Genomic DNA, 26,287 nt, shown 5'->3' with positions numbered 1-26,287 from the left:
GGAGCTCCAGGCGCAACGATGCGGACGTGCGCCTCGTTCAGCGCTCCGTCCTGCTGTCCGATTCAGGTCGATGTCCAAGCGCCATCCGCAGGACGACACCGAACAGAATGGCTGCGACCGGCCAATGGAACCAGATCTTACTGCCTGTGAAAAGATTGATCAGAATCAGGAAGGCCGACACCGTGAGGGCCGCTGCTAGCGGGCGAGGCAGCTTTGCGAGCCAATCCGAGACGACATTCGGCGCCGAAGACGGCTCGCGCCTGTCGTCCATCCGCGGAGCGCGCGATCGCTCTGCACTCGCCTCGATCGGGAAGCTTCCCGGCACCGCGGTCTGGCCGCCCAGGGTCAGCCGATAACTGGTCAAGGGAGCAATGTTCTTCATCGGACGCTGGCCGAGGCAGTCGAAGCCAACGGACAGTTTGTTGTGCACCTGATCGTAGACGGAGCTCGAGATCACGACGCCGCCGGGCTCAGCGAGCTCTTGCAGCCGCGAAGCGATATTGACCCCGTCGCCATAGATGTCGGAGCCGTCCACCATGACGTCCCCGAGGTTGATGCCGATGCGAAATTGCATCGGGCTCGCCTGCGGCGCGTTCGACGCCTGACTTGCGATTTCCTGCTGAATCTCGACGGCGCATTGCACCGCCTCGACGACGCTGGCGAACTCGGCGATGACGGCATCGCCCCAGGTATTCACGATGCGGCCGTCATGGCGCTCGACCAATCGCGCGATGGCCGTGCGGTAGCGGCGGAGCGTCTCCAGTGTTCCGGTCTCGTCCGCTTCCATCAGACGCGAATAGCCGTAGACGTCGGCGCACAGCACGGTGGTCAGTCGTCGTTTCACCTTGTCGTCGGTCATCGGCGCCATGCTAGCCTCCCTGAGCGGCAAATGCACCAGAGATCGTATGCGGTGCCGCCTTACGGCCGGACCTCGCAGACGTCGACCCATTCGGCGGCGGTGAGCTCGGCCATCCGCTCCGGCGTGATGCGCACCGCGCTGTGGGTCGAGCCCGCGGCCGGGACCACCACCTCGAACGCCTTCAACGACACGTCGCAGTAGATCGGCAGCGGCGACTTCAGGCCGAACGGGCAGACGCCGCCGACCTCGTGTCCGGTGATGTCGGCGACCTCCTCCAGCCCCAGCATCTTCGGCTTGCCGCCGAACTGCGCCTTGACCTTCTTGTTGTCCATCCGCGAGGTGCCGGCTGCGACGATCAGGATGACGCGATCGCCGACGCGCAAGCTCAGCGTCTTGGCGATCATTCCGGGCTCGACGCCATAGGCTTCCGCGGCCAGCGGCACTGTGGCCGAGCTGACCTCGGATTCGATGACGGAGATGTCGGGGGCTTTCTCGGCGAAAAAGGCGCGAACGGATTCCAGGCTCATTCCAGTCAGCTCATTTTCAAACTTGCGGGCGGCGGCGATGCTAAGCGATCCCCGGCAGCTCGGACAGCGAACGGACGCGGTGGTCCGGCGCAAAGCCGAGCTCGTCCATCTGGGTGCGGATCGCCTTAAACAGGGTCAGCGGTGCCACGAGTTCGCTCTCGACGCAAGCCAGCGCCATGGCTTCGGGCGTTACCCGCTCGATCCAGGCGACATTCAGTCCAAACGACTTTGCCCCCGCCGCGTCCCAGGGATTTGACGAGACGAACAGGACCTCATCAGGCGCGGTGCCGAGCTCCTCGCCGATCAGCTCATACGCTGCCGGGCTCGGCTTGAAGATCTTCTTCGCATCGACGCTGATGGTGGCATCGAGCAGACGATCGAGGCCGGAATTGCGCACGAGTGCATTCAGCATGTCCGGGCTGCCGTTGGAGAGGATGGCGAGTTTTCGCGGCTTCAGGGCTGCAAGCGCGCTCATCGCATCCGGATAGAGTTCGAGGTGCAGATATTTCTCGATCACGCGCTCGAATGCCTCGCTCTCGTAAGCAAGTCCCAACATGCGCAGCGTATAGGTGAGCGAGTCGCGCGTGACCGCTGCGAAGTCCTGGTATCGTCCCATCAGCGAGCGTAACCAGCTGTATTCGAGCTGCTTGATGCGCCAGACCTGCGTGATGATCTCGCCATAGCCCGGAAACGCATCCTCTGTGATGTCGGCGACCGACTGGATGTCATAGAGCGTTCCGTAGGCGTCGAAGACGACGGCGTTGATGCTCATCGGCTGTCCTTCCAGTCTAGACAATCGGCTCACGTTCTCGCCGCGTCCAGGTCGCCCGCTCTGCGAAGACCTGGCTGACCTCCGCCATGTGCTCCGTGCCCCACGTGCAGAGCGGCACCAGAGCCTGGGCCAGGCTATGGCCCAACGGGGTGAGGCTGTAGTCCACCCGCGGCGGCACCTCCTTGTAGTCGGTCCGCTTCACGAGCCCGTCGGCCTCCAGCTCCTTCAACTGCTGGATCAGCACCTTGTCGCTGACGTCGCGGATGGCGCGGCGAAGCTCGCCGTAGCGGGTCGGGCCGTCCTGGGCGACGAAGTAAAGGATCAGCGGCTTCCACTTGCCGGCGATGACCCGCAAGGTTGCATCCAGGCCGCAAGTGAAGCCGGGCAAAGTCGGCGTGCAGCTCTGGACCGGTGTTGGCGCCTGTGCAGGCGGGAAGGTCGTGTCTGACATTTTTTGGGTACTTACCAAAAGGTGCATACTTGTCGATAGGTGGGTACGCCGCCAGCTCAGTGCAACCTCAGTGAAGGAGCACATCATGAGCAGACTACAAGGCAAGACGGCAGTGGTGACGGGCGGCGGAACCGGCATCGGATTTGGAGCGGCGAAGCGCTTCATCGACGAAGGCGCGTTCGTCTACATCTTCGGCCGGCGGCAGGAGCAACTCGACGCCGCCGTGGCGAAGCTTGGATCTTCGGCGCGCGCCATCAGGGGCTCGGTGACGGATCTGGCCGACCTCGACCGTCTCTATGAGACGGTGAAGAAAGAACGAGGCGCGCTCGACATTCTGTTCGCCAATGCCGGCACCGGGCTGTTTGCGCCGCTCGGCGAGATCACGCCCGAGCACTACGATCACATCTTCGACGTCAACGTGAAGGGATTGGTCTTCACCGTGCAAAAGGCGCTGCCGCTGATGACGAAAGGCGCGTCGATCATCCTGACCGGGTCGAGCACTGGGGTGATGGGGACGCCGCAATTCAGCATCTACAGCGCGACCAAGGCCGCGGTTCGCAATCTGGCGCGCAGCTGGGCGCAGGACCTGCGCGGCACCGGCATCCGCGTCAACGTGCTGTCGCCGGGGCCGACCAAGACCGAGCTTGCACTGGAGATCGTCGGCGAGGAAGCCTTCGATGCGCTCGGCAGCACGACGCCGCTCGGCCGCGTGGCGGCCCCGTCGGAGACGGGCGCGGTCGCCGCGTTCCTGGCGTCGTCGGACAGCAGCTTCATGACCGGAAGCGAGGTTTTCGTCGACGGCGGCCTCGCTCAGATCTGAGGCTCCGAGCGAACAAGAGGGCTTCGGTCTTCGAGATCGAAGCCCTCCAAGTCGACGAAGATGCTGTTGCTAGATCCCCAGCAGCTTCCTCGCGTTGGCCTTGAGCACCTTCGGCCGGATTTCGTCGCGGATCTCGATCTTGGCGAAGTCAGACAGCCAGCGGTCGGGCGTGATCACCGGCCAGTCCGAGCCGAACAGCATCTTGTCCTGCAGGATCGAGTTGATGTAGCGCACCAAGATCGGCGGGAAGTATTTCGGCGACCAGCCGGAGAGGTCGATATAGACGTTGGGCTTGTGGGTCGCGACCGACAGCGCCTCTTCCTGCCAGGGGAAGGAGGGGTGGGCGAGGATGATCTTGAGGTCGGGGAAATCGGCCGCGACGTCGTCCATGTACATCGGGTTGGAATATTTCAGCCGCATCCCCATGCCGCCCGGCATTCCCGAGCCGACACCGGTTTGGCCGGTGTGGAACAGCGCGACCGCGCCGCCATTGTTGATCTCTTCGTAGAGCGGATAGGCCATGCGGTCATTGGCGTAGAAGCCCTGCATGGTCGGATGGAATTTGAAACCGCGCACGCCGTATTCCTCGATCAGCTTGCGCGCCTCGCGCGCGCCGAGCTTGCCCTTGTGCGGGTCGATCGAGACGAACGGGATGAGGACGTCGAGATGGTCGGAGGCGGCCTCGATCATCTCGTAATTGTTGTAGCGGCGGAAGCCGGTCTCGCGCTCGGCATCGACCGGGAAGATTACCGCGGCGATGTTCTTGGAGCGGTAATAGGCCGCGGTCTCCGGCACGGTCGGCGGATGCTTGTTCGGCGACTTGAAGTACTCCGCCATCTGCGCCTGGAAGTCGTCATAGCCGTCGTCGGGATGGCAGCCGCAGGGCTCCTCGGCATGGGTGTGGATGTCGATGGCGACGACTTTGTCGATATCTGGCAGCTTCAGCTTCGGCATGGGTTTCCTCCCGACGGGTTGCCGAATTGATTATATGATATAACGAACTTGGCAAGGCGTGTCGAAAGACCCCGATGTCCTTGGCGATTAATCGGGCCGGTCCGGCCGCTTCTCCGGTGGATGGGGTTGTTTTCGAGATTTTGCCGGGTTGGAACGGGCCAGTTAACATTGACATCCCCTCCCGCGATGCCTTAAGAACCGCCCCGTCCCGGGCGGTCGTCCGCCGGCGGGAAAAATCTCATTTTGCCACATTCGCGCGTGCCGAAACGGTAGTGCCGAACACGGCCTTTCGAACGTTCAGGATTCTGCCATGAAGGTCCGTAACTCCCTGAAGTCGCTGCGCGGTCGCCATCGCGCCAACCGCCTGGTCCGCCGCAAGGGCCGGGTCTATGTGATCAACAAGGTGCAGCGCCGCTTCAAGGCTCGCCAAGGCTGATCAGCTTCACGGCTGATCCCTGCCGGGGGCCTTTCGCGCGCCCCCGAAGACCACTGCTCACACGAGTTTGACGCCGCCTTTGCTTTGCAACGGCGGCTTTACGCGTTTACACTTTGACCATGGCAGTGAGATTCCTTTTCGCGCGCACTTTGTATCTGGCCCTCGTGCTGGGAACAGCCGGCCTCGCTCCGGCGCTGGCGCAGGCTGATCCTCCGACGCCGCCCGGCAAGCAGAAGAAGCTCCCGGAAGCGCCGGCCAAGCTGCCCAAGGTCGATCGCACCAAGAATCTCGATTTCCTGTTCGGCGCGTTGAAGGCGGCGCCCGATGAAGCCAGCGCCAAGCATGTCGAGGCGCGGATCTGGGCAATCTGGCTGCAAACCCCGAGCGACACCGCGTCCTTGCTGATGTCGCGGGCGAAGACCGCAGTCGATGCCAAGAAGATCGATGTCGCGATCAAGCTTCTGGATTCCGTCATCAAGCTCCGGCCCGACTACATCGAGGCCTGGAACCGGCGCGCCACGCTCTACTACATGCAGAACGATTACGGCCGTTCGCTCGCCGATATCCAGCAGGTGCTGATCCGGGAGCCGCGCCATTTCGGCGCGCTCGCAGGCCTCGGCATGATCATGCAGGAGGTCGGCGACGAGAAGCGCGCGCTTGATGCCTATCGCAAGGCGCTCGCCGTCAACCCGCACCTCGAAAAGATCCCCGACCAGGTCAAATCGCTGACCGAGAAGGTCGAAGGCCGGGATATTTAGCCTCGAACTCGATCATGTCTTGAGTGAACGCGGCCGCTTCGGATTAACCACGATCGGAAGCGCGGCATCGTGAGCACTATTGCCGGCGCCGCCGCAGGCCTACCTGCATGGCAGGAGCAAAAGCCATGAAGCGTTCGATCTTTGCAGGTGTGTTGCTGCTGGCATCGGGGACGGTGAGCCTCGCCGACGGACTGTTCTGGGTGGTCGGCAACCGCGCCACCGGAAAATGCAACATCGTGACCAGCAATCCGGTCATCATCGGCGATATCTGGTTCGGCGACGGTCCCTACAAATCAAGGGCCGATGCCAAGCTTGCCCGCTCGACCATCCGCGCCTGTCCCGCGCCCACGCCGGACGAGGAAAAGGAAGAGGACGGCACGAACTAGTCGAGCCGTTCAATGCAGGGCGTTGCCGCCGCGTTCGACCAGGCCGCGATCGATGGCTGCGGCGTAAGCCTTTGCCAGCTCCGTTTCCAGGTGCTCGTTGATCAGCAGCAGCGCCCGCACGGCACCGCGCAGATCGCCGTTGCAGTTCGCCACGATCTCGTCGATCGCAGTGTCGTTCGATCTGAAGCTCATCGAAAATCCTCCGGTTCAAGTCAGGACAAATCCTGCCGGTCTTTCCCGTATCCCCTGAGGTCCGCCCAGGGGTCTGCGAGGAGGATCGGCGCCCACCCGCGTCTAGATGGCGGAACCGACCGTGGCGATTATAAGGAAGCCGCGATGACGGCTGCATGAAGCTGTTACGAGGCTTGCGTGTCCGCCCGGAATGTTGTTGATTCCATTGAGTTTTCGCGTTCTGCAATTATGCACATATCCACAGCCCCAGCCTTTTTTGTGGACGCACGGAAAGCCGGCGGAGCGAAACTGTTGCCCGCGAGAGCCGTAACTGCCCTGTGCCCAGGATCTCCCGGATTCCCTCCATGATCGTGATGTCAGTCGTGACGGCGCTGGTTCTGCTGGCGCTGGTCACGCAGGCTGGAATCGTCGCCGTGCAACGCGCCTTTCCGCCGCAGGGCGGGATGGTCGAGGTCGACGGCGCGACGCTTCACGTCGTCGATATCGGCCCCCGCGATGCAGGATTGCCGATCGTGATGCTGCACGGTGCGAGCTCCAATCTCGAAGCGATGCGGCGCCCGCTCGGCGACCTCCTCGCCAAGGACCATCGCGTCATTCTGGTCGACCGTCCCGGCCATGGCTGGAGCACGCGCGCGCGGCGGCAGGATTCCACGCCGCAGATCCAGGCGCGGATGATCAATGATGCGCTTGGCAAGCTCGGAATCGATCGCGCGGTCTTTGTCGTGCATTCCTGGAGTGGTGCGCTCGGCGCGCGGATTGCGCTCGATCATCCCGGCCGCGTCGCCGGTCTCGTCATGCTCGCCCCCGTTACCCATCCCTGGCGCGGCGGCGTCGGCCGCTACAACGAGATCATCGCAATGCCGGTGATCGGTCCGCTACTCGCCTACACCATCACCCTGCCGCTCGGCTACTTTCTGGCCGAGCCCGGTGCGCGCAGCGTGTTCCTGCCGCAGATGATGCCGGACGGATTCGTGCAGGATTCCGCGACGCCGCTGCTGCTGCGCCCGCGCGAGTTCATCGCCAATGCCTATGATCTGGTGACGCTGAAGCAGGCGGTGACGGCACAAGTCGCGCGGTACGGCGAGATCACGGCGCCGGTCACGATCATCGCCGGCGAGCCCGACAAGACGGTGAAGACCAACATCCACGCGCGCCCGTTCGCGGCGATGGTGCCGCATACGAAGCTGATCGTGCTGCCCGATCTCGGCCACATGGTGCAGAACGCCGTGCCGGAACTCGTGAAGACGGAAATCGGGACGATGATCGGGAAGATAGCCCCGGCGCAGGCGGCGGCGGATTAGACGTTTCTCTGTAGCCCGGATGGAGCGACTTGTCCGCCACAGCTCGAAGAGCGACGGCGGAAGCGACATCCGGGGCCTCCGTGCCGGCCGCACCGCTCCCGGGTATCGCTCCGCTCACCCGGGCTACGGCACCGTGCCTGTGTCGCCGCGTGTCAATCCACGCGCGCGAAAATATTCCACTTTACCGAAATTCGGTTTCGGCGTATGTGTCGCTCATCCCGGCTCACCAAGAGGGGCGACGTGAAGTCGTCATGTTCGCGAGCCGGGCTTGCGGTGGACGCGGCAGCGTCGGCACGAGAGGTGCGGGCAGGGCGGGTAGTCCCTGTGAGCCCGAGGCTTCGTGCGGACGACGGCGCTGTCAGGCTTCGTCTCGTTGTAAGTTTCCGGCTCTGTCGACGGGGCCCGGGAATACTGCTGCGACATGGCGGGCCGTGCGTACGGCAAAACCGTGTGGTCCTGGCCGTCGTTGCTACGGTCAAGTCTTTCGCGAAGATGCGAGCGAGCCCAACCGGGCAGACTGCATCATCCAAATTCGCGGGGCGAGGGAGACCAGAAGGAATGGTCGGCTCCCGGGAGATCACGGCATAAGCCGTCCAGCCATCGCGCAGGGAAGGCCGAGTGATCGGCGACACCTGTATGCTGCTGTGCGGTTCTTTCTGCGTGTGCATTTCGCGCAGCGGACCGCGGGTGCCAGCCGGCACCCGGCCTTCCTCGTAGGGTGGGCAAAGCGCAGCGTGCCCACGTCTTTGTTGCTTATGAATGGAGATCGTGGGCACGGCGCTATGCGCCTTTGCCCACCCTACGGCACCGTCCCTGGGATGTGCACGGGAGCATTGCAATGATGCTCTGGGAGAGGGCGTCAAAACAAAGCCGCAGCTTCGATCCCGACTCGATCGGAACCGAAGCTGCAGCGACTGTCTGCTACGTGCTTACTGCTTGATCTTCCCGTCCTTGTCGAACTGCGACACATAGGCCCAGAGATTGTTGATCTCGGTCTCGTTCTTGATGCCGGCGAACGCCATCTTGGTGCCGGGGATCTTGGCCTTGGGGTCCTTGATGTATTCCTTGAACACGGCCTCGTCCCAGGTAATGCCGGAATTCTTGTTCGCGTCCGAGTAGCTATAGCCCTCGACCGTGCCCGACTTGCGGCCGTTGAGGCCGTTGAGCTCGGGGCCGACCTTGTTCTTGGCGCCTTCGCCGATCGCGTGGCAGGCCAGGCATTTGTTGAACGATGTCTTGCCGGCCGCGACATCCTGCGCCATCGCGGCGGGTGCGGTGGCAATCGCGGTGAGGATCGTCAGTGCGCCAAAAATCAGTTTTTTCATCGGGTGCTCTTCGTCTCTTCCCTGGTGGGTCTGGGCTGTCAGTCTCTTGCCGGATCGGCAATCGCCCGACCTGCCGGTTTTGGCAGGCCTGCTCGGCTTGGACAAGCCACCAAACCATGACAGGTTTCATCATTTCCGACTTGTCCCAGAGCGAACTGGCGGAAGATGGTCGATTCGACTTTCGGATGGCCTACCCAAACCCCTGCGGACGTGATTGATTTGCCGAGACAAATTGATCGTGCGGCGTGAGCCGGAAAAATATGCCATGAAGGATCTGATATGGCCATCATGATGCCTGCGAGCGACCAGGCTGTGCTCGCGCGCCGCGCCGAGATCGTTGCTGCATTGCGCGCGATCGTGCCCGGCGAGGGCGTGATCGATACGCCTGCCGAGATGCGCGCCTATGAGTCCGACGGGCTGACGGCGTATCGGCAGCCGCCGATGGTCGTGGTACTGCCCGAAACGACTGAGCAGATCTCGCTGATCCTGAAATATTGTGCAGGGCAGAACATCAAGGTTGTGCCGCGCGGCTCCGGAACTTCGCTGTCCGGCGGCGCGCTGCCGCTCGAGGACGGCGTGCTGCTCGGGCTCGGCAAGTTCAAGCGCATCCGCGAGATCGACTTCGACAACCGCGTCGTCGTCACCGAGCCCGGGGTCACCAATCTCGCCATCAGCCAGGCGGTCGCGCATGCCGGCTTCTACTACGCGCCGGACCCGTCCTCGCAGATCGCCTGCTCGATCGGCGGCAATGTCGCGGAGAATTCGGGCGGCGTGCACTGCCTCAAATACGGCATGACCACCAACAACGTGCTCGGATGCGAGATCGTGCTGATGAGCGGCGAGATCCTGCGCATCGGCGGCAAGGGATGCGAGAACGCCGGCTACGATTTGATGGGCGTCATCACCGGCTCCGAAGGCCTGCTCGGCGTCATCACCGAGATCACGGTGCGCATCCTGCAGAAGCCGGAGACGGCGCGCGCGCTGATGGTCGGCTTCGCCGAGGTCGAGGCCGCCGGCGAATGCGTGGCGCGGATCATCGGCGCCGGCATCATCCCCGGCGGCATGGAGATGATGGACAAGCCTGCGATCCACGCCGCCGAAGCCTTCGTCCATGCCGGCTATCCGCTCGATGTCGAGGCGCTGCTCATCATCGAGCTCGATGGCCCCAAGATCGAGGTCGACGAGCTGATCACGCGCGTCGAGACCATTGCGAACGGCTGCGGCTCGACCACCTGCCAGATCTCGACCTCGGAGGCCGAACGCAATCTGTTCTGGGCCGGCCGCAAGGCCGCGTTCCCCGCGGTCGGGCGTATCTCGCCCGACTATCTCTGCATGGACGGCACCATTCCCCGTGGCGCGCTGCCGAAGGCGCTGGCGCGCATCCGCGAGCTCGGCGAAAAATACCAGCTCGGCTGCGCCAACGTGTTCCACGCCGGCGACGGCAATCTGCACCCCCTCATCCTCTACGATGCCAACAAGCCCGGCGAGATCGAGCGTGCGGAAGCCTTCGGCGCCGACATCCTGCGCGCCTGTGTCGAGTTCGGCGGCGTGCTCACCGGCGAGCACGGCGTCGGCATCGAGAAGCGCGACCTGATGCCGGAGATGTTTTCGGAAGTAGACCTCAACCAGCAGCAGCGGCTGAAATGCGCCTTCGATTCGCAGGGCCTGCTCAATCCCGGAAAGGTGTTTCCGACCCTGCACCGCTGCGCCGAGCTCGGCCGCATGCATGTGCATGCCGGCAAGCTGGCATTCCCGGATTTGCCACGGTTCTAGCGTCGGTCGCTGCGCCTTCGCCGCAACGCCCCAAATTTGCTTTCCGCTCTCAACTTGGATACCGGCTCAGTCGTGGATACGCTTAAAGTCAGAGACGCCAAAGACGTCGAAGAGGTGGTGCGCGCGGCGATTGCCAATGAGCAGCCGCTCGAGATCATCGGTCACGGCTCAAAGCGCGGCATCGGGCACGCGATGGCGACCAATGCCGTGCTTGACCTCTCTGCGCTCAATGCCGTCACCGCCTATGAGCCCAACGAGCTGATCGTCACGCTCCAGGCCGGCGCGCCGGTGGCCGACGTGCTGTCGCTGATCGATGCCAAGAACCAGCAATTTGCCTTCGAGCCGATGAATACGGCGCCGCTGCTCGGCACGCCGGCGCTCGGAACCATCGGCGGCATGATCGCAGCCGGGCTTGCAGGTCCGCGCCGCATCAGGGCAGGCGGGGCGCGCGACCACCTGCTTGGGGCGCATGCCGTCTCCGGCTTCGGCGACAGTTTCAAGACCGGCGGCAAGGTGGTGAAGAACGTCACCGGCTACGACCTCTGCAAGCTGCTCGCGGGATCCTGGGGCACGCTGTCCGTCATGACCGAGGTCACGCTGAAGGTGATGCCGAAGCCCGAGGCCGAGCGAACGCTGCTGCTGCGCGGGTTGGATGATGCCGCCGCCAACAAGGCGATGACCGCGGCGCTCGGCTCGCCCTTCGACGTTTCCGGTGCGGCTCACCTGCCGTATCAGGCGGTCCGGGCCGGGACCGACGGACTCGGCGATCTCGCAGGCCAAAGCGAGGCGCTGACCGTGCTGCGGCTCGAAGGCATCACGGCCTCGGCCGCCCACCGCGCCAACTCGCTGCGGGAATTGCTGGCGCCGTTCGGAGCGGCGACCTTCATCGAAGACGCAGCATCGGCCGCGCTGTGGGCAACCATCCGCGACGTGCTGCCATTCGCGGCCGGCGGCGCGCTCGGCGCCCGGCCGGTCTGGCGGATCGTCTGCCCGCCGGCATCAGGCGCGGCGCTCGGCACGCTTTTGGCGCAGGAGACGGGAGGCGACGTGATCTACGATTGGGGCGGCGGGCTGATCTGGGCGGCTCTGCCGCCAAAGGACGACGCGCATGCACCGGCGGTGCGGATGCGTGCCAATGCCGTCGGCGGCCACGCCACGCTGATCCGGGCGGCCGAGGACGTCAGGCGCAATGTCGACGTCTTCCATCCGCAGGCATCAGGCGTCGCCGCCTTGAGCGAGCGGGTGCGCGCCAGTTTCGATCCAAAGGCCGTTCTCAACCGGGGCCGCTTGAGCCGAGGCGCTGTGGCATGAAGACCGAATTCTCACTCGCCCAGCTCGCCGACCCCGACATCGCGGAAGCCGACAAGATCCTGCGCGCCTGCGTCCATTGCGGCTTCTGCACCGCGACCTGTCCGACCTATGTGCTGCTCGGCGACGAGCTCGATAGCCCGCGCGGCCGGATCTATCTGATCAAGGAGATGCTGGAGAAGGACCAGGCGCCGACGGCCGAAGTGGTCAAGCATGTCGACCGTTGCCTGTCGTGCCTGGCCTGCATGACGACCTGCCCCTCAGGGGTGAACTACATGCACCTCGTCGACCAGGCCCGGGTCAGGATCGAAGAGCGCTATCAGCGGCCGCTGACCGAGCGGCTGCTGCGTCAGGTGCTGGCCTTCGTCCTGCCGGATCCACAGCGTTTTCGCATCAGCATGGTGCTGGCGCGGCTCGCCCGTCCGCTTGCCGTGTTGCTGCCGACGCCGCGGCCCTCGGCGACACCCGGCCTGATCCAGCGTCTCAAGGCGATGCTGGCGCTGGCGCCCAACCGGCTGCCGCCGCGGGGTGCGCTGCCGGGTAGCGTGTTCGCGGCGCTCGGCAAGAAGCGCGGCCGGGTCGCGCTGCTGCAAGGCTGCGCCCAGCAGGTGCTGGCGCCGCGCATCAACCAGGCCGCCATCAGTCTCCTCACCCGCCACGGCATCGAGGTCGTCCTGGTCCGGGACGAGCAGTGCTGCGGCGCGCTGACCCATCACCTCGGCAACGATCAGGATGCATTGGCGCGGGCGCGCGCCAACATCACGGCCTGGCAAAGGGAAGCGGCCGGCGAGGGGCTCGACGCGATCCTGGTGACGACCTCGGGTTGCGGCACCGTGATCAAGGACTACGGCTATCTGCTGCGTGAGGACAAGGCGTTTGCCGCCGACGCGGCGAAAGTGTCCGCGCTCGCCAAGGACATCACCGAATACATCGCCGGCCTCGGACTCGAGCCGACTGCGCGACAGGACAACATCGTCGTCGCCTATCACTCAGCGTGTTCGTTGCAGCACGGGCAGAAAATCACGACGCTTCCGAAAGAATTGCTTTCCAAGAATGGATTCGTGGTGAAAGATGTGCCGGAGAGCCATTTGTGTTGCGGTTCGGCGGGGACCTACAACATTCTCCAGCCCGAGCTTGCGGGCCGGTTGCGCGATCGCAAGGTCGCCAACATCGCGAGCGTCAAGCCGGACATGATTGCCGCGGGCAATATCGGCTGCATGGTGCAGATTGCCAGTGGCACGTCAGTTCCGGTCGTACACACGATTGAGCTTCTCGATTGGGCTACGGGCGGGTCGCGACCGGCATTGAACGCGCAAGTTTGAGCTTTCAAGCCCGAGCTTTCGTCCGGAGGCGGCGCTGGAACGACGCCCGATCGACCATTGTTCGTCGACAACAGGAGGACCACGATGGCGAAAGCGAAGAAGAAAAAAAGCAAGACGGCCAAAAAGGCGAAGAAGGCTGTAGCGGCAAAGAAATCCGCGAAGAAGGCAGCCAAGAAGTCCGCGAAGAAATCTGCCAAAAAATCTACCAAGAAATCTGTCAAGAAAGCTTCGAAGAAGGCCGCGCCGAAGAAGGCCGCCAAGAAGGCTGTGAAGAAGGCTGTGAAGAAGGCGGCCAAGTCGGCTGCACCGAAGAAGGCCGCGAAGAAAGCGGCACCGAAGAAGGCGAAGGCAGCTCCCGCGCCGAAGCCGTCAGCGCCGGCGGCAACTCCGGCTCCCGCGCCGGCCGCCGAGACGAGCTGGGCGATGCCTTCGTCTTCTGCGGAAGCCGCACCCGCCGAGGGGCAAAGCTAGGTCCCATCCAGCGAGCGCGATCGCCAACAGGGAAGGCCGCTGCGGTGACGCTGCGGCCTTTCTGCATCGCCGCAGGACCTCCGAAAGCCGTCTGATTCGTAGCTTGGCTGCCACGCTTATCTGCCTTCCCGTACTTGCCCGGTCTCTTCGCGCACTTTGGAATGCAAATAATGTGGTCGAGAAGACACACAGCCCGACAACCTTTCGTGGAATCGTCAAAACGCCTAAAAAGTCGGCAGATGCCCGTGATTTTTGCTTCACGGTTACCGCCCCTCAATCCAGATTGTCGCGGTAACGCAATTTTGCAGACAGGTCGTTTGCCCCGGGGGGCTTCCGGGATCCGACTGGGTAAGAACTGGCGATGGGGATCGAAATGAAAAAACTGGCTTTGTTGGCAACGGCGCTGGCAATGGTGACGACGGGTTCGGCTTTCGCGGCAGATATGCGAGTCAAAGCACTGAAGGCCCCGCCGCCGCCCGCCTTCGACCCCTGGGATATCGCCTTCGGCGCCGGTATCACCAACGACTACATCTTCCGCGGTATCACCCAGTCGAACCATAATCCGTCGGTCTCGGCCTATTTCGAGCCGCGCTACAACGTCAACAAGGACCTCCAGCTCTACGTCGGTACGTCCGCGTCGAGCATCTCCTTCCCGAACCGCGCCGCGGCTGAGGTCGACATCTACGGCGGTATCCGCCCGACCTTCGGCATGTTCGCCTTCGACTTCGGTATCTGGGGCTACCTGTATCCGGGTGGAAGCTGCTTCGGTTCGCAGGGCACCCTCGCTCAGGGCAATTGCGGCACGAGCCTCGACAACTCCCAAGGCGCGATCGGCCTTCCGATCAATGGCAACTTCGCCAAGAAAGACGCTAGCTTCTACGAAGTGTATGCCAAGTTGGCCATCAACGTGAACGACCAGTGGGTCGTCGGCTTCAACGAATATTACTCGCCGAACTTCCTCAACATCGGCGCCTGGGGCAACTACGCCTCGATCACCACCAAGTGGACCGCGCCGAGCACGACGTTCGGTGCCAGCGGCATCGGCATGTACGTATCGGGTGAGTTCGGCCGGCAGTGGCTCGGCACGTCCGACATCTTCTACGGCATTGCGGGTGACCCCCTGTATTCCAACGGCATCAAGGAGCCGAGCTACAACACCTGGAATCTCGGTGTCGGCTTCACCTACAAGGTGTTTACCCTCGACCTGCGCTACTACGACACGGATCTGTCGAAGGGCAATTGCAATGCCTTCACCAGCGACTTCTCGGCCACCAACTCCAGCCCTGGCTTCGTGACGCCGATCAATGGCGGTGCGAATGCGGCCACTGCATTCGGCTCCAACTGGTGCAGCGCTGCTGGCGTCGCCAAGCTGTCGGTCGACCTGACCGCTATGACCAACCTGAAGTAAGTTCCTCGCGGAACGACTTGTTTGGGGGCGGCAGAGCAATCTGCCGCCCCTTTTACTTTGGTGCCGGGTGACCAGCGCAATGCGAGGCCGAGACCCAAATTGTGGGATGGCAGGCTGCAGCGCGCGCTCAACTCTCGTGTCCCGGGCGCGCTGCGGCGCGTCAGCGCTGCTGTGCAGAACCGGGACCCAGTTCAACAACATCGATTTCCATCGACGGAATGGACCCCGGCTCTGCAGCGCACCGCTGAAGGAGCGCTGCCGAGCGTCCGGGGCAAGAGAGCTGAGATGCTCGCCGGCAATGACGTCCCCGGCTAGCCTCAGCGCGCCGTGGTCGGCTCCGCCCCGGCCGGCTCGCCGGCTTTGCCGAGGGCGTGGATTTCGCCGTCCGCCACCAGGGCCACCTTGCGGGTGTGGAAGGCGTCCAGTGTCGAGCGGTGGCCGATCGAGACGATGGTGGCCTGAGGCAGCTTCTCCGTCAGCAGCCGATAGAGCCGGTCCTCGGACGGCTCGTCCAGCGAGGCAGTCGCCTCGTCGAGGAAGAGATAGTCCGGCACGTGCAGCAGCGCACGGGCAAGCCCCAGGCGTTGCTGCTCGCCAAGCGACAATGTCCGGTTCCAGTGACCGTCCTCGTCGAGCCGGGCCGCCAGCCGCGGCATGCCGACGGCAATCAGCGCGTCGCGGATCTTCTCGGGCGGGATGGAGCCGTGCTCGGCCGGGTAGATGACGGCGTCGCCGAGCGGGCCGATCGGGAAATACGGCCGCTGCGGCAGCATCATCAGCTTTGCCGTCTCCGGGATCGCGATCGTGCCGGTGCCGAACGGCCAGACGCCGGCAATGGCCCGGAACAGTGTCGACTTGCCCGAGCCCGACGGGCCGGTCACCAGCACCCGCTCCGACGGCTGGATCGTGAAGGCATCGGCTGTGACCAGGGGAGCGCCGTTCGGCAGCTTCACGAGCAACTGCTCGAGCGTGATGGCCTTGCCGTTCGACGGCGCGACGTCGATGCTCGGTTCGAGCGCTGTGCCGGAGGCGGCGGAGGCGACCGACATCTCGAAGCCATCGAGACGGGCGATCACCGCGCGCCACTCTGCGAGCGAGCGATAGGCGGTGACGAAGAAGGACAGCGCGTCCTGCACGCTGCCGAACGCCGAGCCGGTCTGCATCATGTCGCCGAGCTGGATGCGCTTGGCGAAATAGGCCGGCGCCACCACCACATAGGGGAAGATCGTCGCAGCCTGGCCGTAGCTTGCCGTGAACGCGGTCAAGCGCTTGGTCCGGCTCATGATCGCGTACCAATTGCCGATGACGAAGCCGAAGCGGTGCAGGAGACGCCCCCGTTCCGCGTGCTCGCCTTTCAACAGGGCGATCTGCTCGGAATTTTCGCGCACGCGGATCAGGTTGAAGCGGAAGTCGGCTTCAAAGCGTTGCTGCTCGAAATTCAGATTGATGAGCGGGGCGCCGATCCAGTGCGTCAGCGCCGTACCGACGATCGCGTAGGCCAGTGCGCACCAGACCAGAAAACCGGGGACGAGGATATCGGTGCCGTAAATGTACAAAGGTGCCTTGTAGGACAGGCCCCAGAGGATGACGACGAACGAGGCCAGCGTCACGATCGACGACAACAGGCCAAGGCCGATGGTCAGCGTCTGTTCGACGAAATTCTTGACGTCTTCGGTGATACGCTGGTCCGGATTGTCGGCGGCGTCGCCCTTGAGCTGCATGCGGTAATGCGTGGCGCCGTCGAGCCATTCGCCGAGATAGTGTTGCGTCAGCCATTGCCGCCAGCGGATCTGGAGCCACTGGTTCAAGTAGAGCTTGTAGACGGCCAGTGCGACGAAGGTGAAGGCAAGGCCGAGGAAGATCCAGACCTCCTTGACGAATTCCGGCAGATCATAGGCCTGCAGGGCGCTGTAGAACCGGTTTTGCCACTGATTGAGGAGCACGTTGATCGCGACCAGCACCAGCTCCATCGCGACGACGACGGCGAGCAGGCCGCGGCCGACCCATTTGTCCTCCGACCGGAAATAGGGGATCGCGATTCGCCAGACGATCGCGAGCGTGGCGCTGATGTTCTTCACAGAGCTCTGTCTCCTGAGGGGGGTGCACAAATGCCCTGTGCCAAGGGTTTGAGGCAATGGCGGAAATGGGCGCGCTTAGACTAAAGTCGCAAGTGCTGCAATTTGCGTTGTCTTGTCGCACCCCGCAACCCTAGCATGGGGTTCGACGGCGCGGGGTGGGGTGCTCTGCGATTTCGCGAGCTTGTGAGCAGGACGGGAACCGCCGCATTCGCGAGAAATTCGCGTCCAGCTCGGGGGTTATCGTTCCAGCGTCAAGCAGCTCGGCTCTCCACGCGGGCCGTCTGCCACAAACATGCGTGGGGGAGGAAGACCATGTGGAATCAAGTCTATGACCCGCTGCACAGCCCAGTGCTGTCGACGATTGCGGCGGCGGTACCCGTCGTCACGCTGCTGGTCCTGATCGCCAGCGGCCGCGTCCAGGCGCATATCGCGGCGGTCATCGCCGTGATCGTGGCCAATCTGATCACGATTTTCGTCTTCACCATGCCGGCCAACATGTCGATTCGCGCATCGGTGCTGGGCGTCGTGACCGGCTTCTTCCCGATCGGCTGGATCGTGCTCAACGTCATCTTCCTCTACCAGGTGACGGTGAGCACGGGACGCTTCGAATTGCTCAAGCGCGCCATCGGCGGCGTCACCGAGGATCGGCGGCTGCAATTGCTGCTGATCGCGTTCTCCTTCGGCGCGTTCTTCGAGGGCGCCTCCGGCTTCGGCACGCCGGTCGCCATCACCGGTGCCGTGCTGATCGGCCTCGGCTTCTCGCCGCTTGCGGCGTCTGGCCTGTCGCTGATCGCCAACACCGCGCCGGTCGCCTATGGCGCGCTGGGTACGCCGATCCAGGGTCTTGCCTCGGTTACCGGGTTCGATCCCTACATCCTGGGTGCGATGGTTGGACGGCAGCTGCCGTTCTTCTCGCTGATCGTGCCGTTCTGGGTGATATGGGCTTTTGCCGGATGGAAAGGCATGAAGGACGTCTGGCCGGCAATCCTGGTCACCGGCGTGTCGTTCGCCATCCCGCAATTCGTGATCTCGAACTACATCAATCCCTGGATCGTCGACATCGGCGCGTCGCTGATCTCGATGGGCGCGCTGATCCTGTTCCTGAAGGTCTGGCAGCCGAAGCAGCTCTGGCTGTCGCCGGCGTTGCGCGGCAATGATGAATCGGCCTCCACCATGGCCCCGGCAAAACCGCTCGACAAGACGCCGCTGACGCAGAGCGAGCTGTTCAGCGCGCTGCTGCCTTGGATCATCGTCTGTATCGTGATGCTGATCTGGGGCAATGGCGGCTTCAAGACCTGGGCGAATTCGATCTTCGTCTGGAACTATCCCGTTCCCGAGCTGCACCAGATGATCAACAAGATGCCGCCGGTGGCGGCCAAGCCGACGCCGGAGGGAGCGGTATTCGGATTCACCTATCTGTCGTTCACCGGCACCGGCATGCTGATCGCGGCGATCATCTCCGGCTTCCTGATGGGCGTCGGTCCCGGCAAGCTCGTGAGCGAATACGGCCGCACCATCCGCCTCTGCGCGATCTCGCTGATCACGATCTCAGCGATGCTGGCGATCGGCACGCTGACGCGCCTGTCCGGCGTCGACGCGACGCTTGGTTTGGCCTTCGCCGCAACCGGCGTGCTCTATCCCTTCTTCGGCACGCTGCTCGGCTGGCTTGGCGTGGCGCTGACGGGGTCGGATACGTCGTCGAACATCCTGTTCGGCAATTTGCAGAAGATCACCTCCGAGCAGCTCGGCATATCGCCGATCCTGATGGCCGCCGCGAACTCGTCCGGCGGTGTGATGGGCAAGATGATCGACGCACAGTCGATCGTGGTCGCCTCCACGGCCACCAACTGGTACGGCCATGAGGGCACGATCCTGCGCTTCGTGTTCTGGCACTCGATCGTGCTGGCCTGTCTCGTCGGTGTGCTCGTGACGTTGCAGGCCTATGTCTATCCGTTCACGGCGATGGTGCTGAAGTAACAGGCCACGTCCGGTTTCGATGCAAATCCCCGCGGAGGTCTCCGCGGGGATTTTTGCGTGCGAGCGAACCTTCTCAATGAGCCCGCAGTCTTATAGAAGGTGCCGCAAATCAGGTCGGTCGAGAGGTCTCATGGTTTCGCTCAAGCGGTTGGTGTGTGCTGCGGTTGCAATGCTCGCGATGTCCATTGTCGCGCGTGCCGAGGACGGTTTTCCGTTCGGCACCGAGATGACGCTGGAAGCGCTGCCGCAAGCAGGCTCGAAGCGAATTCCGAACATCGAGATCGGCGACCATGGCGAGGTCGTGCTGGAGCTCTGGTGCAAGGGCGGAAAGGGTCAGTTCTCGGTCGCCGGCAACACCGTGATCTTCGTCCCCGGCCAGATCCAGGACCGCAACTGCCCGACGGCAAGAGCGCAGGCCGACGACGAACTCGTTGCAGCGCTGAGCAGCGTCGAGACCTGGAAGCGCCAGGGCGACGTGCTGACGCTGATCGGCCCCAAGCCGCTGCGCTTCAGGTCGACGGGGAACTAGCACTGCTCTCGTGTCCCGGACGCGCTGCAGCGTGTAACGCTGCTGCGCAGAGCCGGGACCAGAAATCTTTCGACGACTTCGCTTGCTGCCTCTGGGCCCCGGCTCGCAGCGCTTCGCGCTCCGTCCAGGGCAGGAGAGCCTACTTCCACGCCGATTTGTCGGCGTCCCAGCGCTGCCCCTTCAGCTCCTTGGCGAGCGCTTCAATCGAACCGTTGTCGTCGGGCTGATCGCCTTCCTCGTCGACCGAGGCGTCGTCGGAGAGATTGAGCTTGGCGCCGCTGCTCTCGTCAGTGGTCGTCGTCGCAGGGCTGCCGATCCAGAGCATGAGCTTGTCGGTCGTGCCTGGCTTGTCGGGCGAGACGAGCCCTGCGACCTCGATCGTGTCGGTGAGATCGAGCGCGGGGAAATCCGGGTTCGGCCGCTTGAACACCAGCTTGAGCTTGCCCGTGGCGGGGTTGAAGCTCTGCGACACCGGCTTTGCCGCCAGCGTCCGGCTCAAAACGTTCGCAACGGCGGCCGCGAGCTTGTCCTTGCTGATCTTGTCGCCCTCGCGCCAGTCGGCTGCTGCGAAGCGGATGGTGCGGTCCATCTCGGTCATGCCCGCGGTCCAGCCCGCGGCGGTGACGCCCGGCATCGCCTTGAACTTCGCCAGTAGCGCGCCGGCGCGCTCGGGGTCGACCGACATGTTGATGGTCTGCTCGCCCGCACGCAGCGCATCGCAGCCGACCGTGAGGCTCGCCAGCGTCACCTCGACCGCCTGGCCCTTCAGGCTCTTCAGGAAGTCGGTCGCGGCGTCGAGCTTGACCTTGACCGCGATCGCTTCCGGCGAAACGTCGGTGAAATCCTTCGGCTGCGGCGTGATGCCGTCGTCGGAGGTCTGGTTGTCCTGAAATTCCTTCTCGCTGAGATCGGAATTGTCGGGCGAAGTCACCTCGGTCACCACCTGGCCGACGCTGATCTGGCCGCGAAACTCGAACGTATCGCCGCTCTGCTTGCGCAGCAGCTTGACACTGACGGGCGCCTTCTCGCCGACGCTCTGCGTGGTGCCGGTCAGGGTCTGGCCCGCGACCTGGAGGTTGACGACGAAGCGGTCCTTGCGGTCGGAATTCTTGGCGACGGGATAGCAGACGTCGAGCACCGCAGCCGTCACCGTCTTGCCCTGGCGCGTCTCCTTCAGGATCACGTCGGCGTTGCCGTCCATCAGCCCGTCGATCGAGGTGAAATAGCGTGTCTCCGGACCACTGGGCGTCGTGGCCTTCGGCGACAGCTTCATCTGGGCGGAAACGGGTTGCGGAGAAGCTGCAAGCAGAGCCGCAAAAAGGGCTGTCGAACAAACCAGAAGCGCACGCATCGATGAAATCCTCGCGGAACGGGGATGATCCGAACCCGGAGGGCCGCGTTAGCGCAAAGTGCGAAGCGGGTTTTCCGGGAGGATCATGCCCAAACAATTCGAATCGGCGCGTCACCGTAGTTGGTTTCGGCCGTCGGTTGAATCGGAAAGCGGAGGGGCAGGGTCGGCAAAAAAGAAGGCCGCCCGGAGGCGGCCTTCGCAACACTGCAATGGAACGGAGGTTTAGAAGCCGCCCATGCCGCCGCCGGCCGGCATCGCGGGCGCAGCTTCCTTCGGGAGCTCGGCGACCATGGCTTCGGTGGTGACCAGGAGGCCGGCCACGGAGGAGGCGTCCTGCAGCGCGGTGCGGACCACCTTGGCGGGGTCGATGATGCCCTTCTCGACCATGTCGACATAATCCTCGTTCTGGGCGTCGAAGCCGAAGGTCTCGGACTTGTTCTCCAGGATCTTGCCGACGACGATCGAGCCTTCCACGCCCGCGTTCTCGGCGATCTGGCGGATCGGAGCTTCCAACGCCTTCAGCACGATGTTGATACCGGCCTGGACGTCGGGATTGGCGTTGGTGAGACGGCCCACCGCCTTCTTGGCACGGAGCAGCGCGACGCCGCCGCCGGGGACGATGCCTTCCTGCACCGCGGCGCGGGTGGCGTTGAGCGCGTCCTCGACGCGGTCCTTCTTCTCCTTGACTTCGATCTCGGTGGCGCCGCCGACGCGGATCACCGCGACGCCGCCGGCGAGCTTGGCGAGGCGCTCCTGGAGCTTCTCACGGTCGTAATCGGAGGTGGTTTCCTCGATCTGGGCCTTGATCTGGCCGACGCGGGCCTCGATGTCCGGCTTCTTGCCGGCGCCCTTGACGATCGTGGTGTTCTCCTTGTCGATCACCACCTTGCCGGCGCGGCCCAGCATCTTCACCGTGACGTTCTCGAGCTTCATGCCGAGGTCCTCGGAGATCAGCTGGCCGCCGGTGAGGATCGCGAGGTCTTCCAGCATGGCCTTGCGGCGATCGCCGAAGCCCGGTGCCTTCACCGCGGCCACCTTCAGGCCACCACGGAGACGGTTGACGACCAGGGTGGCCAGCGCCTCGCCCTCGACGTCCTCGGCGATGATGACGAGCGGCTTGCCCGACTGCACCACGGCTTCCAGCACCGGCAGCATGGCCTGCAGGCCCGAGAGCTTCTTCTCGTGCAGCAGGATGTAGGCGTCCTCGAGCTCGGCGGTCATCTTCTCGGGGTTGGTGACGAAGTAGGGCGAGAGATAGCCGCGGTCGAATTTCATGCCTTCGACGATGTCGACCTCGGTGTCGAGCGACTTGTTCTCCTCGACGGTGATGACGCCTTCGTTCCCGACCTTCTGCATCGCCTGGGCGATCATCTTGCCGATGGCGGCATCGCCGTTGGCGGAAATGGTGCCGACCTGGGCGACTTCGGATGAGGCGGCGACGGGCTTGGCGCGCTTCTCGATGTCCTTGATGACGGCCGCGACCGCGCTGTCGATGCCGCGCTTGAGGTCCATCGGGTTCATGCCGGCGGCAACCGCCTTGGCGCCTTCGCGCACGATGGCCTGCGCCAGTACGGTCGCGGTGGTGGTGCCGTCACCGGCGAGGTCGTTGGTCTTGGAGGCGACCTCGCGCAGCATCTGCGCGCCCATGTTCTCGAACTTGTCCTCGAGCTCGATCTCCTTGGCGACGGTGACGCCGTCCTTGGTAATGCGGGGCGCGCCGAACGACTTCTCGATGACGACGTTGCGGCCCTTCGGGCCGAGCGTCACCTTGACGGCGTTGGCGAGAATGTCGACGCCGCGCAGCATGCGATCGCGCGCGTCTCCGGAAAACTTGACGTCTTTGGCAGCCATTTCTGCAATCCTTCGTGTTTCGTGATGTGTCTTGTTGTGGCCGGCGGAATGATGGATGCCCGGATCGGGCGATCCGGGCATGACATTCAGCGGCTGTTCAGACGGGTGGCCTTAGGCCAGTACGCCCATGATGTCCGACTCCTTCATGATCAGGAGGTCTTCGTTGTCGATCTTGACCTCGGTGCCCGACCATTTGCCGAACAGCACGCGGTCGCCGACCTTGAGATCGATCGGGGTTAGCTTGCCCGCCTCGTCACGGCCGCCGGGGCCGACGGCGACGATTTCGCCCTGGGACGGCTTTTCCTTGGCGCTGTCCGGAATGATGATGCCGCCCTTGGTCTTTTCCTCGGCGTCGATACGTTTGACCACGACACGGTCATGCAGCGGACGAAATTTGGATTTAGCCATGACGTTTCCCTTTGGAGGCTCGCTTCGGAGGTAGTGGAAGTGGGTGGGCGGCGCTTCCGCCCATCCCCTAGCCCAGGGATCGAACGGCGCGCTTAGCAATCGGGCTTTCCGAGTGCTAATAGTGGTTCCGGAAATATGGCTTGGCCGCGATCCTGTCAAGCAAAGGTGGTTAAGCGATTGGTGAGGCGGATATAGGATGGTGGTATTGGAAACTTGTTCGGGGCGCCGGCGTATCAAAGGACGTCATTGCTCCGGCAGCGTTTTTACGCTTGGCTGCAGGAGGGGTGCGGCCATGGTCTTGTCCGGGGGAATGCCATGATCAGTTCAGCTCACGCGCGCACGGTTGCCAATCTGGCCGCCGCCTCTTGTCTGGCGCTGCTGCTGGGCGCCTGCGGCGGCGGCATGAGCCTGCCGTCCTTCTCGTCGTCCTCGCCGCCGCCCGAAGCCGAGCCCGGCACCGGCCCGGAAATGCCTGCGACCATTCGCGCCGACGAGATCGTCGGCCGCTGGGGCCTCGCATCGTTCCAGAACCCGGCCGACCGCGCTCGCACCGAGGCTGCCGCCCGGTCCCAGTGCAAAAATCCCTACGTGATCACCGCCGGCTCCTCGGGCGGCGTGATCATGCATCTGGCCGACCAGGCAACGCCGCAGGAACTGCGGCTGAAGGGCTCGCCGAGCGGCAAGAACTACATCGGACCGGCGGGCCCGACGCCCGGCGAGCAGGACCGCGAGATCGTCTCCTTCGACGGCCGCGTCCTGATCACCCGCTTCATCGACAAGGACGCCGCCACCCGCTACGGCAACATGGTCTACGTCCGCTGCGCGCCGCGGGCGTGATCAGGGCACTGGGCTAACCACTCGTCATTGCGAGCGGAGCGAAGCAATCCAGACTGTCTCTCCGGAGCCAGACCGGATTGCTTCGTCGCTTCGCTCCTCGCAATGACGGAAACAAAAAAACGCCGGCCCCAGGGCCGGCGTTTTGTTTTTCTGTCTGTCGCGTCCGCTCAGTCGAACAGCGCGTCGATGTCGTCCTGCGAGGCGTGGCCGACGTCGCCGGCGAGCTTGGGGCCGTTGAGGAGCTTGTCGTCCTCGCTGCGATTGTCGGCCTGCGGAACGACGTGGGCCTTGATCGCGTCGACGCCGCCCCAGATGTCCATCATCGAGTTGATGTGCTGCTCGATGAACTTCATCGTGGTCATGACCTTGCTGATGCGCTGGCCGGTCAGGTCCTGGAAGTTGCAGGCCTCGAAGATCGAGATGACGCGTTCCTGGATGTCGTCGGCGAGCCGCTTTTGCTGGTCGACCGAGTCCACCTTGGACATTGCGCTGGCGGCCTGGTCTATCGATTCCGCGGCTTCGAGGATCTGTTGGGTCGCCTGCTCGGTGCCGCCGACCACCGCGCCGAGCTCGCCATTGACCTTGGCCATTTCGCCGCCGTCAAAGCTCTTGCCGTGCAGCGTCGCGATCTCGCGCTTGGTGCGGTCGATGGCGTCATGGATCAGATCGAGCTCGACCTTCAGCTTTTCGCACTGCTCGATCTGGGCCCGATAGGTCTCGAGCATGGTCCGAGCTTCCGCGAGCTCGTGGGCGGTGGAGGCGTCGATCGCCGCCATGGCTGCGCTGCCGGACAACGGCGCAGGCATGCTGCCCTTCGCCATCTGTGCGCGGATCGCGCGCAGCTCCGCCATGATCTCGCTATGCATCGGGATTGCCTCTTCAGTTACGTCAAAGTTCGGCATCTCGCTGCCACCAGCGATATCCTCGACGCGAAAACGTTTGCGGTGAACAGCCATCAGGATACTCCCCCCACCTCACTCACGCGTCTTTGTAGGCAGAAGCGATTTAACACGAAGTTCACGGCCGGAACTGTTGTGCGGTTGCAGGCGACGGCGTGCAAAGAAGCGATTAACCATGGCCGTGCGGCGTTCATCGAAAATAAACGCTGATCGGCAAATTGGCCCCTCGCTCGCGACGTGGTGAATCAAAACGCGGCTTCCGTTTACCAAACGAAACGCCTTTTGCTTTTTATTGACCACGTCGCGGACGCCGATCAGCCATCAGCTCCCCACGGCGCATGTGATCTAGACGAAACAGTACAGAGTACGTCGATGTTCAAGAAAATGTCTGTTGCGCTGCTCGGCAGCGCTTGCACCTTCATTGCCGGCGCAAACAGTGCCAGCGCCTTCGACAATTCGGTGCCGAACGATCCGCCCGCGGTGCTCTACCAGCCGCAGGTGCCGCCGGCGCCGGTGCGCGTCGCCTCGAATGCGAACATGGGCGGCGGCTTCATCGAGTTCCTGTTCGGCGACGGTCCGGGCCGCGGTCCGGCCTACGCGCCTGACCAGCCGGTCTATCAACAGCAGCCCGGCTATTACGACCAGCGCCGCTTGCCGCCGATCGGCGTGCCGCAGCAGGGTGGATATCAGCAAGGCGCGATTCAGCAGGAGGCGGCCGACCCGCGGCAGCGTCAGTTCGATCCGAGGTTCGAGAAACAATCTGTTGACTATAGCGGCAAGGAAAGTGCCGGCACCATCGTGGTCGATACCCCGAACAAGTTCCTCTATCTCGTCGAGGGCAATGGCAGGGCGATGCGCTATGGCATCGGCGTCGGGCGTCCCGGCTTCACCTGGTCCGGTGTGAAATCGATCACGGCCAAGCGCGAATGGCCGGACTGGACGCCGCCGGCCGAAATGATCGCGCGCCGCCCCGATTTGCCCCGGCATATGGAAGGCGGTCCGGAGAACCCGCTCGGCGCCCGCGCGATGTATCTGGGCTCGACGCTCTATCGCATCCACGGCTCCAACGAGCCCTGGACCATCGGCACCAACGTCTCCTCCGGCTGCATCCGCATGCGCAACGAAGACGTCATCGACCTCTATGGCCGCGTCAATGTCGGCACCAAGGTCGTGGTGATGTAACCGGGCGTTCGCCGCTCACTTTCTCCGCAACGGGCGGAGGAAGGGCGATGACCAAGGACCCTGAAATGAAAACGGCCGCCTCTTGGGCGGCCGTTGTTGTTCGTAGCGCGAC

Annotated in this window: 26 protein-coding genes; 14 read left to right on the top strand and 12 right to left on the bottom strand. The window is 63.7% G+C overall.

Translation table 11 applies throughout. The features are described from left to right. Window positions 1-37: 37 nt before the first annotated feature. Genes C7G42_RS11970 through C7G42_RS11955 form a run of 4 tightly spaced genes read right to left on the bottom strand, consistent with a single transcriptional unit; the run spans window position 38 to window position 2,546 of the window. Window positions 38-859, bottom strand: a complete 822-nt coding sequence (locus C7G42_RS11970; RefSeq protein WP_106949695.1) for an adenylate/guanylate cyclase domain-containing protein — start codon at window positions 857-859, stop codon at window positions 38-40. A 59-nt stretch (window positions 860-918) separates the two neighbouring features. Then, window positions 919-1,386 carry a YbaK/EbsC family protein gene (locus C7G42_RS11965; RefSeq protein WP_106949185.1) on the bottom strand — a complete coding sequence of 156 codons (468 nt, stop codon included), beginning with the start codon at window positions 1,384-1,386 and terminating at the stop codon, window positions 919-921. Between the two features lie 40 nt (window positions 1,387-1,426). Further along, window positions 1,427-2,158, bottom strand: coding sequence for a haloacid dehalogenase type II (locus tag C7G42_RS11960; protein ID WP_106949184.1), 732 nt, complete (start codon window positions 2,156-2,158; stop codon window positions 1,427-1,429). Window positions 2,159-2,174: 16 nt separating this feature from the next. Further along, window positions 2,175-2,546 (bottom strand): winged helix-turn-helix transcriptional regulator, encoded by a 372-nt coding sequence (locus tag C7G42_RS11955; RefSeq protein WP_199580910.1) that lies wholly within the window; start codon window positions 2,544-2,546, stop codon window positions 2,175-2,177. 148 nt (window positions 2,547-2,694) lie between these two features. Here C7G42_RS11955 and C7G42_RS11950 point away from each other — a divergent pair, with 148 nt between their 5' ends. Then, window positions 2,695-3,429: an SDR family NAD(P)-dependent oxidoreductase gene (locus tag C7G42_RS11950; protein ID WP_106949693.1), complete on the top strand. Its 735-nt coding sequence runs from the start codon at window positions 2,695-2,697 to the stop codon at window positions 3,427-3,429. Between the two features lie 69 nt (window positions 3,430-3,498). Here the strand turns inward: C7G42_RS11950 and C7G42_RS11945 are convergent, their stop codons facing one another. Beyond that, entirely contained in the window at window positions 3,499-4,383 is an 885-nt protein-coding gene (locus C7G42_RS11945; protein ID WP_097657474.1) for an amidohydrolase family protein, read from the bottom strand. A 310-nt stretch (window positions 4,384-4,693) separates the two neighbouring features. Between C7G42_RS11945 and ykgO the strand changes: the two genes are divergently transcribed. The 3 genes from ykgO to C7G42_RS11930 all read left to right on the top strand — a co-directional run bounded on the left by ykgO (window position 4,694) and on the right by C7G42_RS11930 (window position 5,963). Beyond that, on the top strand, window positions 4,694-4,819 hold the full coding sequence (ykgO, locus tag C7G42_RS11940; protein WP_006611362.1) for a type B 50S ribosomal protein L36: 126 nt from the start codon (window positions 4,694-4,696) through the stop codon (window positions 4,817-4,819). A 119-nt stretch (window positions 4,820-4,938) separates the two neighbouring features. Then, entirely contained in the window at window positions 4,939-5,577 is a 639-nt protein-coding gene (locus tag C7G42_RS11935; RefSeq protein ID WP_106949183.1) for a tetratricopeptide repeat protein, read from the top strand. Between the two features lie 125 nt (window positions 5,578-5,702). Then, window positions 5,703-5,963: a hypothetical protein gene (locus tag C7G42_RS11930; RefSeq protein WP_106949692.1), complete on the top strand. Its 261-nt coding sequence runs from the start codon at window positions 5,703-5,705 to the stop codon at window positions 5,961-5,963. A gap of 9 nt (window positions 5,964-5,972) precedes the next feature. Here the strand turns inward: C7G42_RS11930 and C7G42_RS11925 are convergent, their stop codons facing one another. Then, entirely contained in the window at window positions 5,973-6,155 is a 183-nt protein-coding gene (locus C7G42_RS11925) for a hypothetical protein (protein WP_106949182.1), read from the bottom strand. Between the two features lie 344 nt (window positions 6,156-6,499). Here C7G42_RS11925 and C7G42_RS11920 point away from each other — a divergent pair, with 344 nt between their 5' ends. Next, window positions 6,500-7,456, top strand: coding sequence for an alpha/beta fold hydrolase (locus C7G42_RS11920; RefSeq protein WP_199580855.1), 957 nt, complete (start codon window positions 6,500-6,502; stop codon window positions 7,454-7,456). 929 nt (window positions 7,457-8,385) lie between these two features. On the opposite strand, the gene cycA is transcribed toward C7G42_RS11920, so the two are convergent. Further along, window positions 8,386-8,781, bottom strand: coding sequence for a cytochrome c-550 CycA (cycA, locus tag C7G42_RS11910; RefSeq protein ID WP_106949179.1), 396 nt, complete (start codon window positions 8,779-8,781; stop codon window positions 8,386-8,388). A 279-nt stretch (window positions 8,782-9,060) separates the two neighbouring features. Between cycA and C7G42_RS11905 the strand changes: the two genes are divergently transcribed. The 5 genes from C7G42_RS11905 to C7G42_RS11885 all read left to right on the top strand — a co-directional run bounded on the left by C7G42_RS11905 (window position 9,061) and on the right by C7G42_RS11885 (window position 15,063). Then, a complete protein-coding gene (locus C7G42_RS11905) occupies window positions 9,061-10,554 on the top strand; it encodes an FAD-linked oxidase C-terminal domain-containing protein (RefSeq protein WP_106949178.1) in 1,494 nt (497 codons plus the stop codon). 72 nt (window positions 10,555-10,626) lie between these two features. Further along, entirely contained in the window at window positions 10,627-11,865 is a 1,239-nt protein-coding gene (locus C7G42_RS11900) for an FAD-binding protein (RefSeq protein ID WP_106949691.1), read from the top strand. Continuing rightward, a complete protein-coding gene (gene glcF, locus C7G42_RS11895; RefSeq protein ID WP_106949177.1) occupies window positions 11,862-13,184 on the top strand; it encodes a glycolate oxidase subunit GlcF in 1,323 nt (440 codons plus the stop codon). Before C7G42_RS11900 ends, glcF begins: the two co-directional genes overlap by 4 nt. After that, window positions 13,181-13,750: a hypothetical protein gene (locus C7G42_RS11890; protein WP_199580854.1), complete on the top strand. Its 570-nt coding sequence runs from the start codon at window positions 13,181-13,183 to the stop codon at window positions 13,748-13,750. The genes glcF and C7G42_RS11890 overlap by 4 nt, the downstream gene beginning before the upstream one ends. Before the next feature lie 278 nt (window positions 13,751-14,028). Beyond that, a complete protein-coding gene (locus C7G42_RS11885) occupies window positions 14,029-15,063 on the top strand; it encodes a TorF family putative porin (protein ID WP_106949690.1) in 1,035 nt (344 codons plus the stop codon). 317 nt (window positions 15,064-15,380) lie between these two features. Here C7G42_RS11885 and C7G42_RS11880 read toward each other — a convergent pair whose 3' ends face one another. After that, on the bottom strand, window positions 15,381-17,141 hold the full coding sequence (locus C7G42_RS11880; RefSeq protein ID WP_106949175.1) for an ABC transporter ATP-binding protein/permease: 1,761 nt from the start codon (window positions 17,139-17,141) through the stop codon (window positions 15,381-15,383). Between the two features lie 312 nt (window positions 17,142-17,453). Here C7G42_RS11880 and C7G42_RS11875 point away from each other — a divergent pair, with 312 nt between their 5' ends. Both C7G42_RS11875 and C7G42_RS11870 read left to right on the top strand, forming a co-directional pair. Then, a complete protein-coding gene (locus tag C7G42_RS11875; RefSeq protein WP_106949174.1) occupies window positions 17,454-19,118 on the top strand; it encodes an L-lactate permease in 1,665 nt (554 codons plus the stop codon). A 130-nt stretch (window positions 19,119-19,248) separates the two neighbouring features. Further along, a complete protein-coding gene (locus C7G42_RS11870; RefSeq protein WP_199580853.1) occupies window positions 19,249-19,647 on the top strand; it encodes an META domain-containing protein in 399 nt (132 codons plus the stop codon). A 139-nt stretch (window positions 19,648-19,786) separates the two neighbouring features. On the opposite strand, the gene C7G42_RS11865 is transcribed toward C7G42_RS11870, so the two are convergent. The 3 genes from C7G42_RS11865 to C7G42_RS11855 all read right to left on the bottom strand — a co-directional run bounded on the left by C7G42_RS11865 (window position 19,787) and on the right by C7G42_RS11855 (window position 23,257). After that, a complete protein-coding gene (locus tag C7G42_RS11865) occupies window positions 19,787-20,998 on the bottom strand; it encodes a hypothetical protein (RefSeq protein WP_106949172.1) in 1,212 nt (403 codons plus the stop codon). A gap of 222 nt (window positions 20,999-21,220) precedes the next feature. Then, window positions 21,221-22,849: a chaperonin GroEL gene (gene groL, locus C7G42_RS11860; protein WP_106949171.1), complete on the bottom strand. Its 1,629-nt coding sequence runs from the start codon at window positions 22,847-22,849 to the stop codon at window positions 21,221-21,223. Window positions 22,850-22,960: 111 nt separating this feature from the next. After that, complete coding sequence (locus C7G42_RS11855) at window positions 22,961-23,257, bottom strand: co-chaperone GroES (protein ID WP_106949170.1); 297 nt, start codon at window positions 23,255-23,257, stop codon at window positions 22,961-22,963. A 315-nt stretch (window positions 23,258-23,572) separates the two neighbouring features. Between C7G42_RS11855 and C7G42_RS11850 the strand changes: the two genes are divergently transcribed. Then, entirely contained in the window at window positions 23,573-24,094 is a 522-nt protein-coding gene (locus C7G42_RS11850) for a hypothetical protein (RefSeq protein WP_199580852.1), read from the top strand. A gap of 167 nt (window positions 24,095-24,261) precedes the next feature. Here C7G42_RS11850 and C7G42_RS11845 read toward each other — a convergent pair whose 3' ends face one another. After that, window positions 24,262-25,050: a protein phosphatase CheZ gene (locus tag C7G42_RS11845; RefSeq protein ID WP_106949168.1), complete on the bottom strand. Its 789-nt coding sequence runs from the start codon at window positions 25,048-25,050 to the stop codon at window positions 24,262-24,264. 315 nt (window positions 25,051-25,365) lie between these two features. On the opposite strand from C7G42_RS11845, the gene C7G42_RS11840 reads away from it, so the two are divergent. After that, window positions 25,366-26,175: a L,D-transpeptidase family protein gene (locus C7G42_RS11840; protein WP_199580851.1), complete on the top strand. Its 810-nt coding sequence runs from the start codon at window positions 25,366-25,368 to the stop codon at window positions 26,173-26,175. Window positions 26,176-26,287: the final 112 nt, after the last annotated feature.

Source organism: Bradyrhizobium sp. MOS003 (assembly GCF_003020125.1).
Classification (GTDB): Bacteria; Pseudomonadota; Alphaproteobacteria; order Rhizobiales; family Xanthobacteraceae; genus Bradyrhizobium.
The sequence above is the reverse complement of the archived record's forward strand: the minus strand, read 5'-3'. Positions and strand labels throughout refer to the sequence as shown.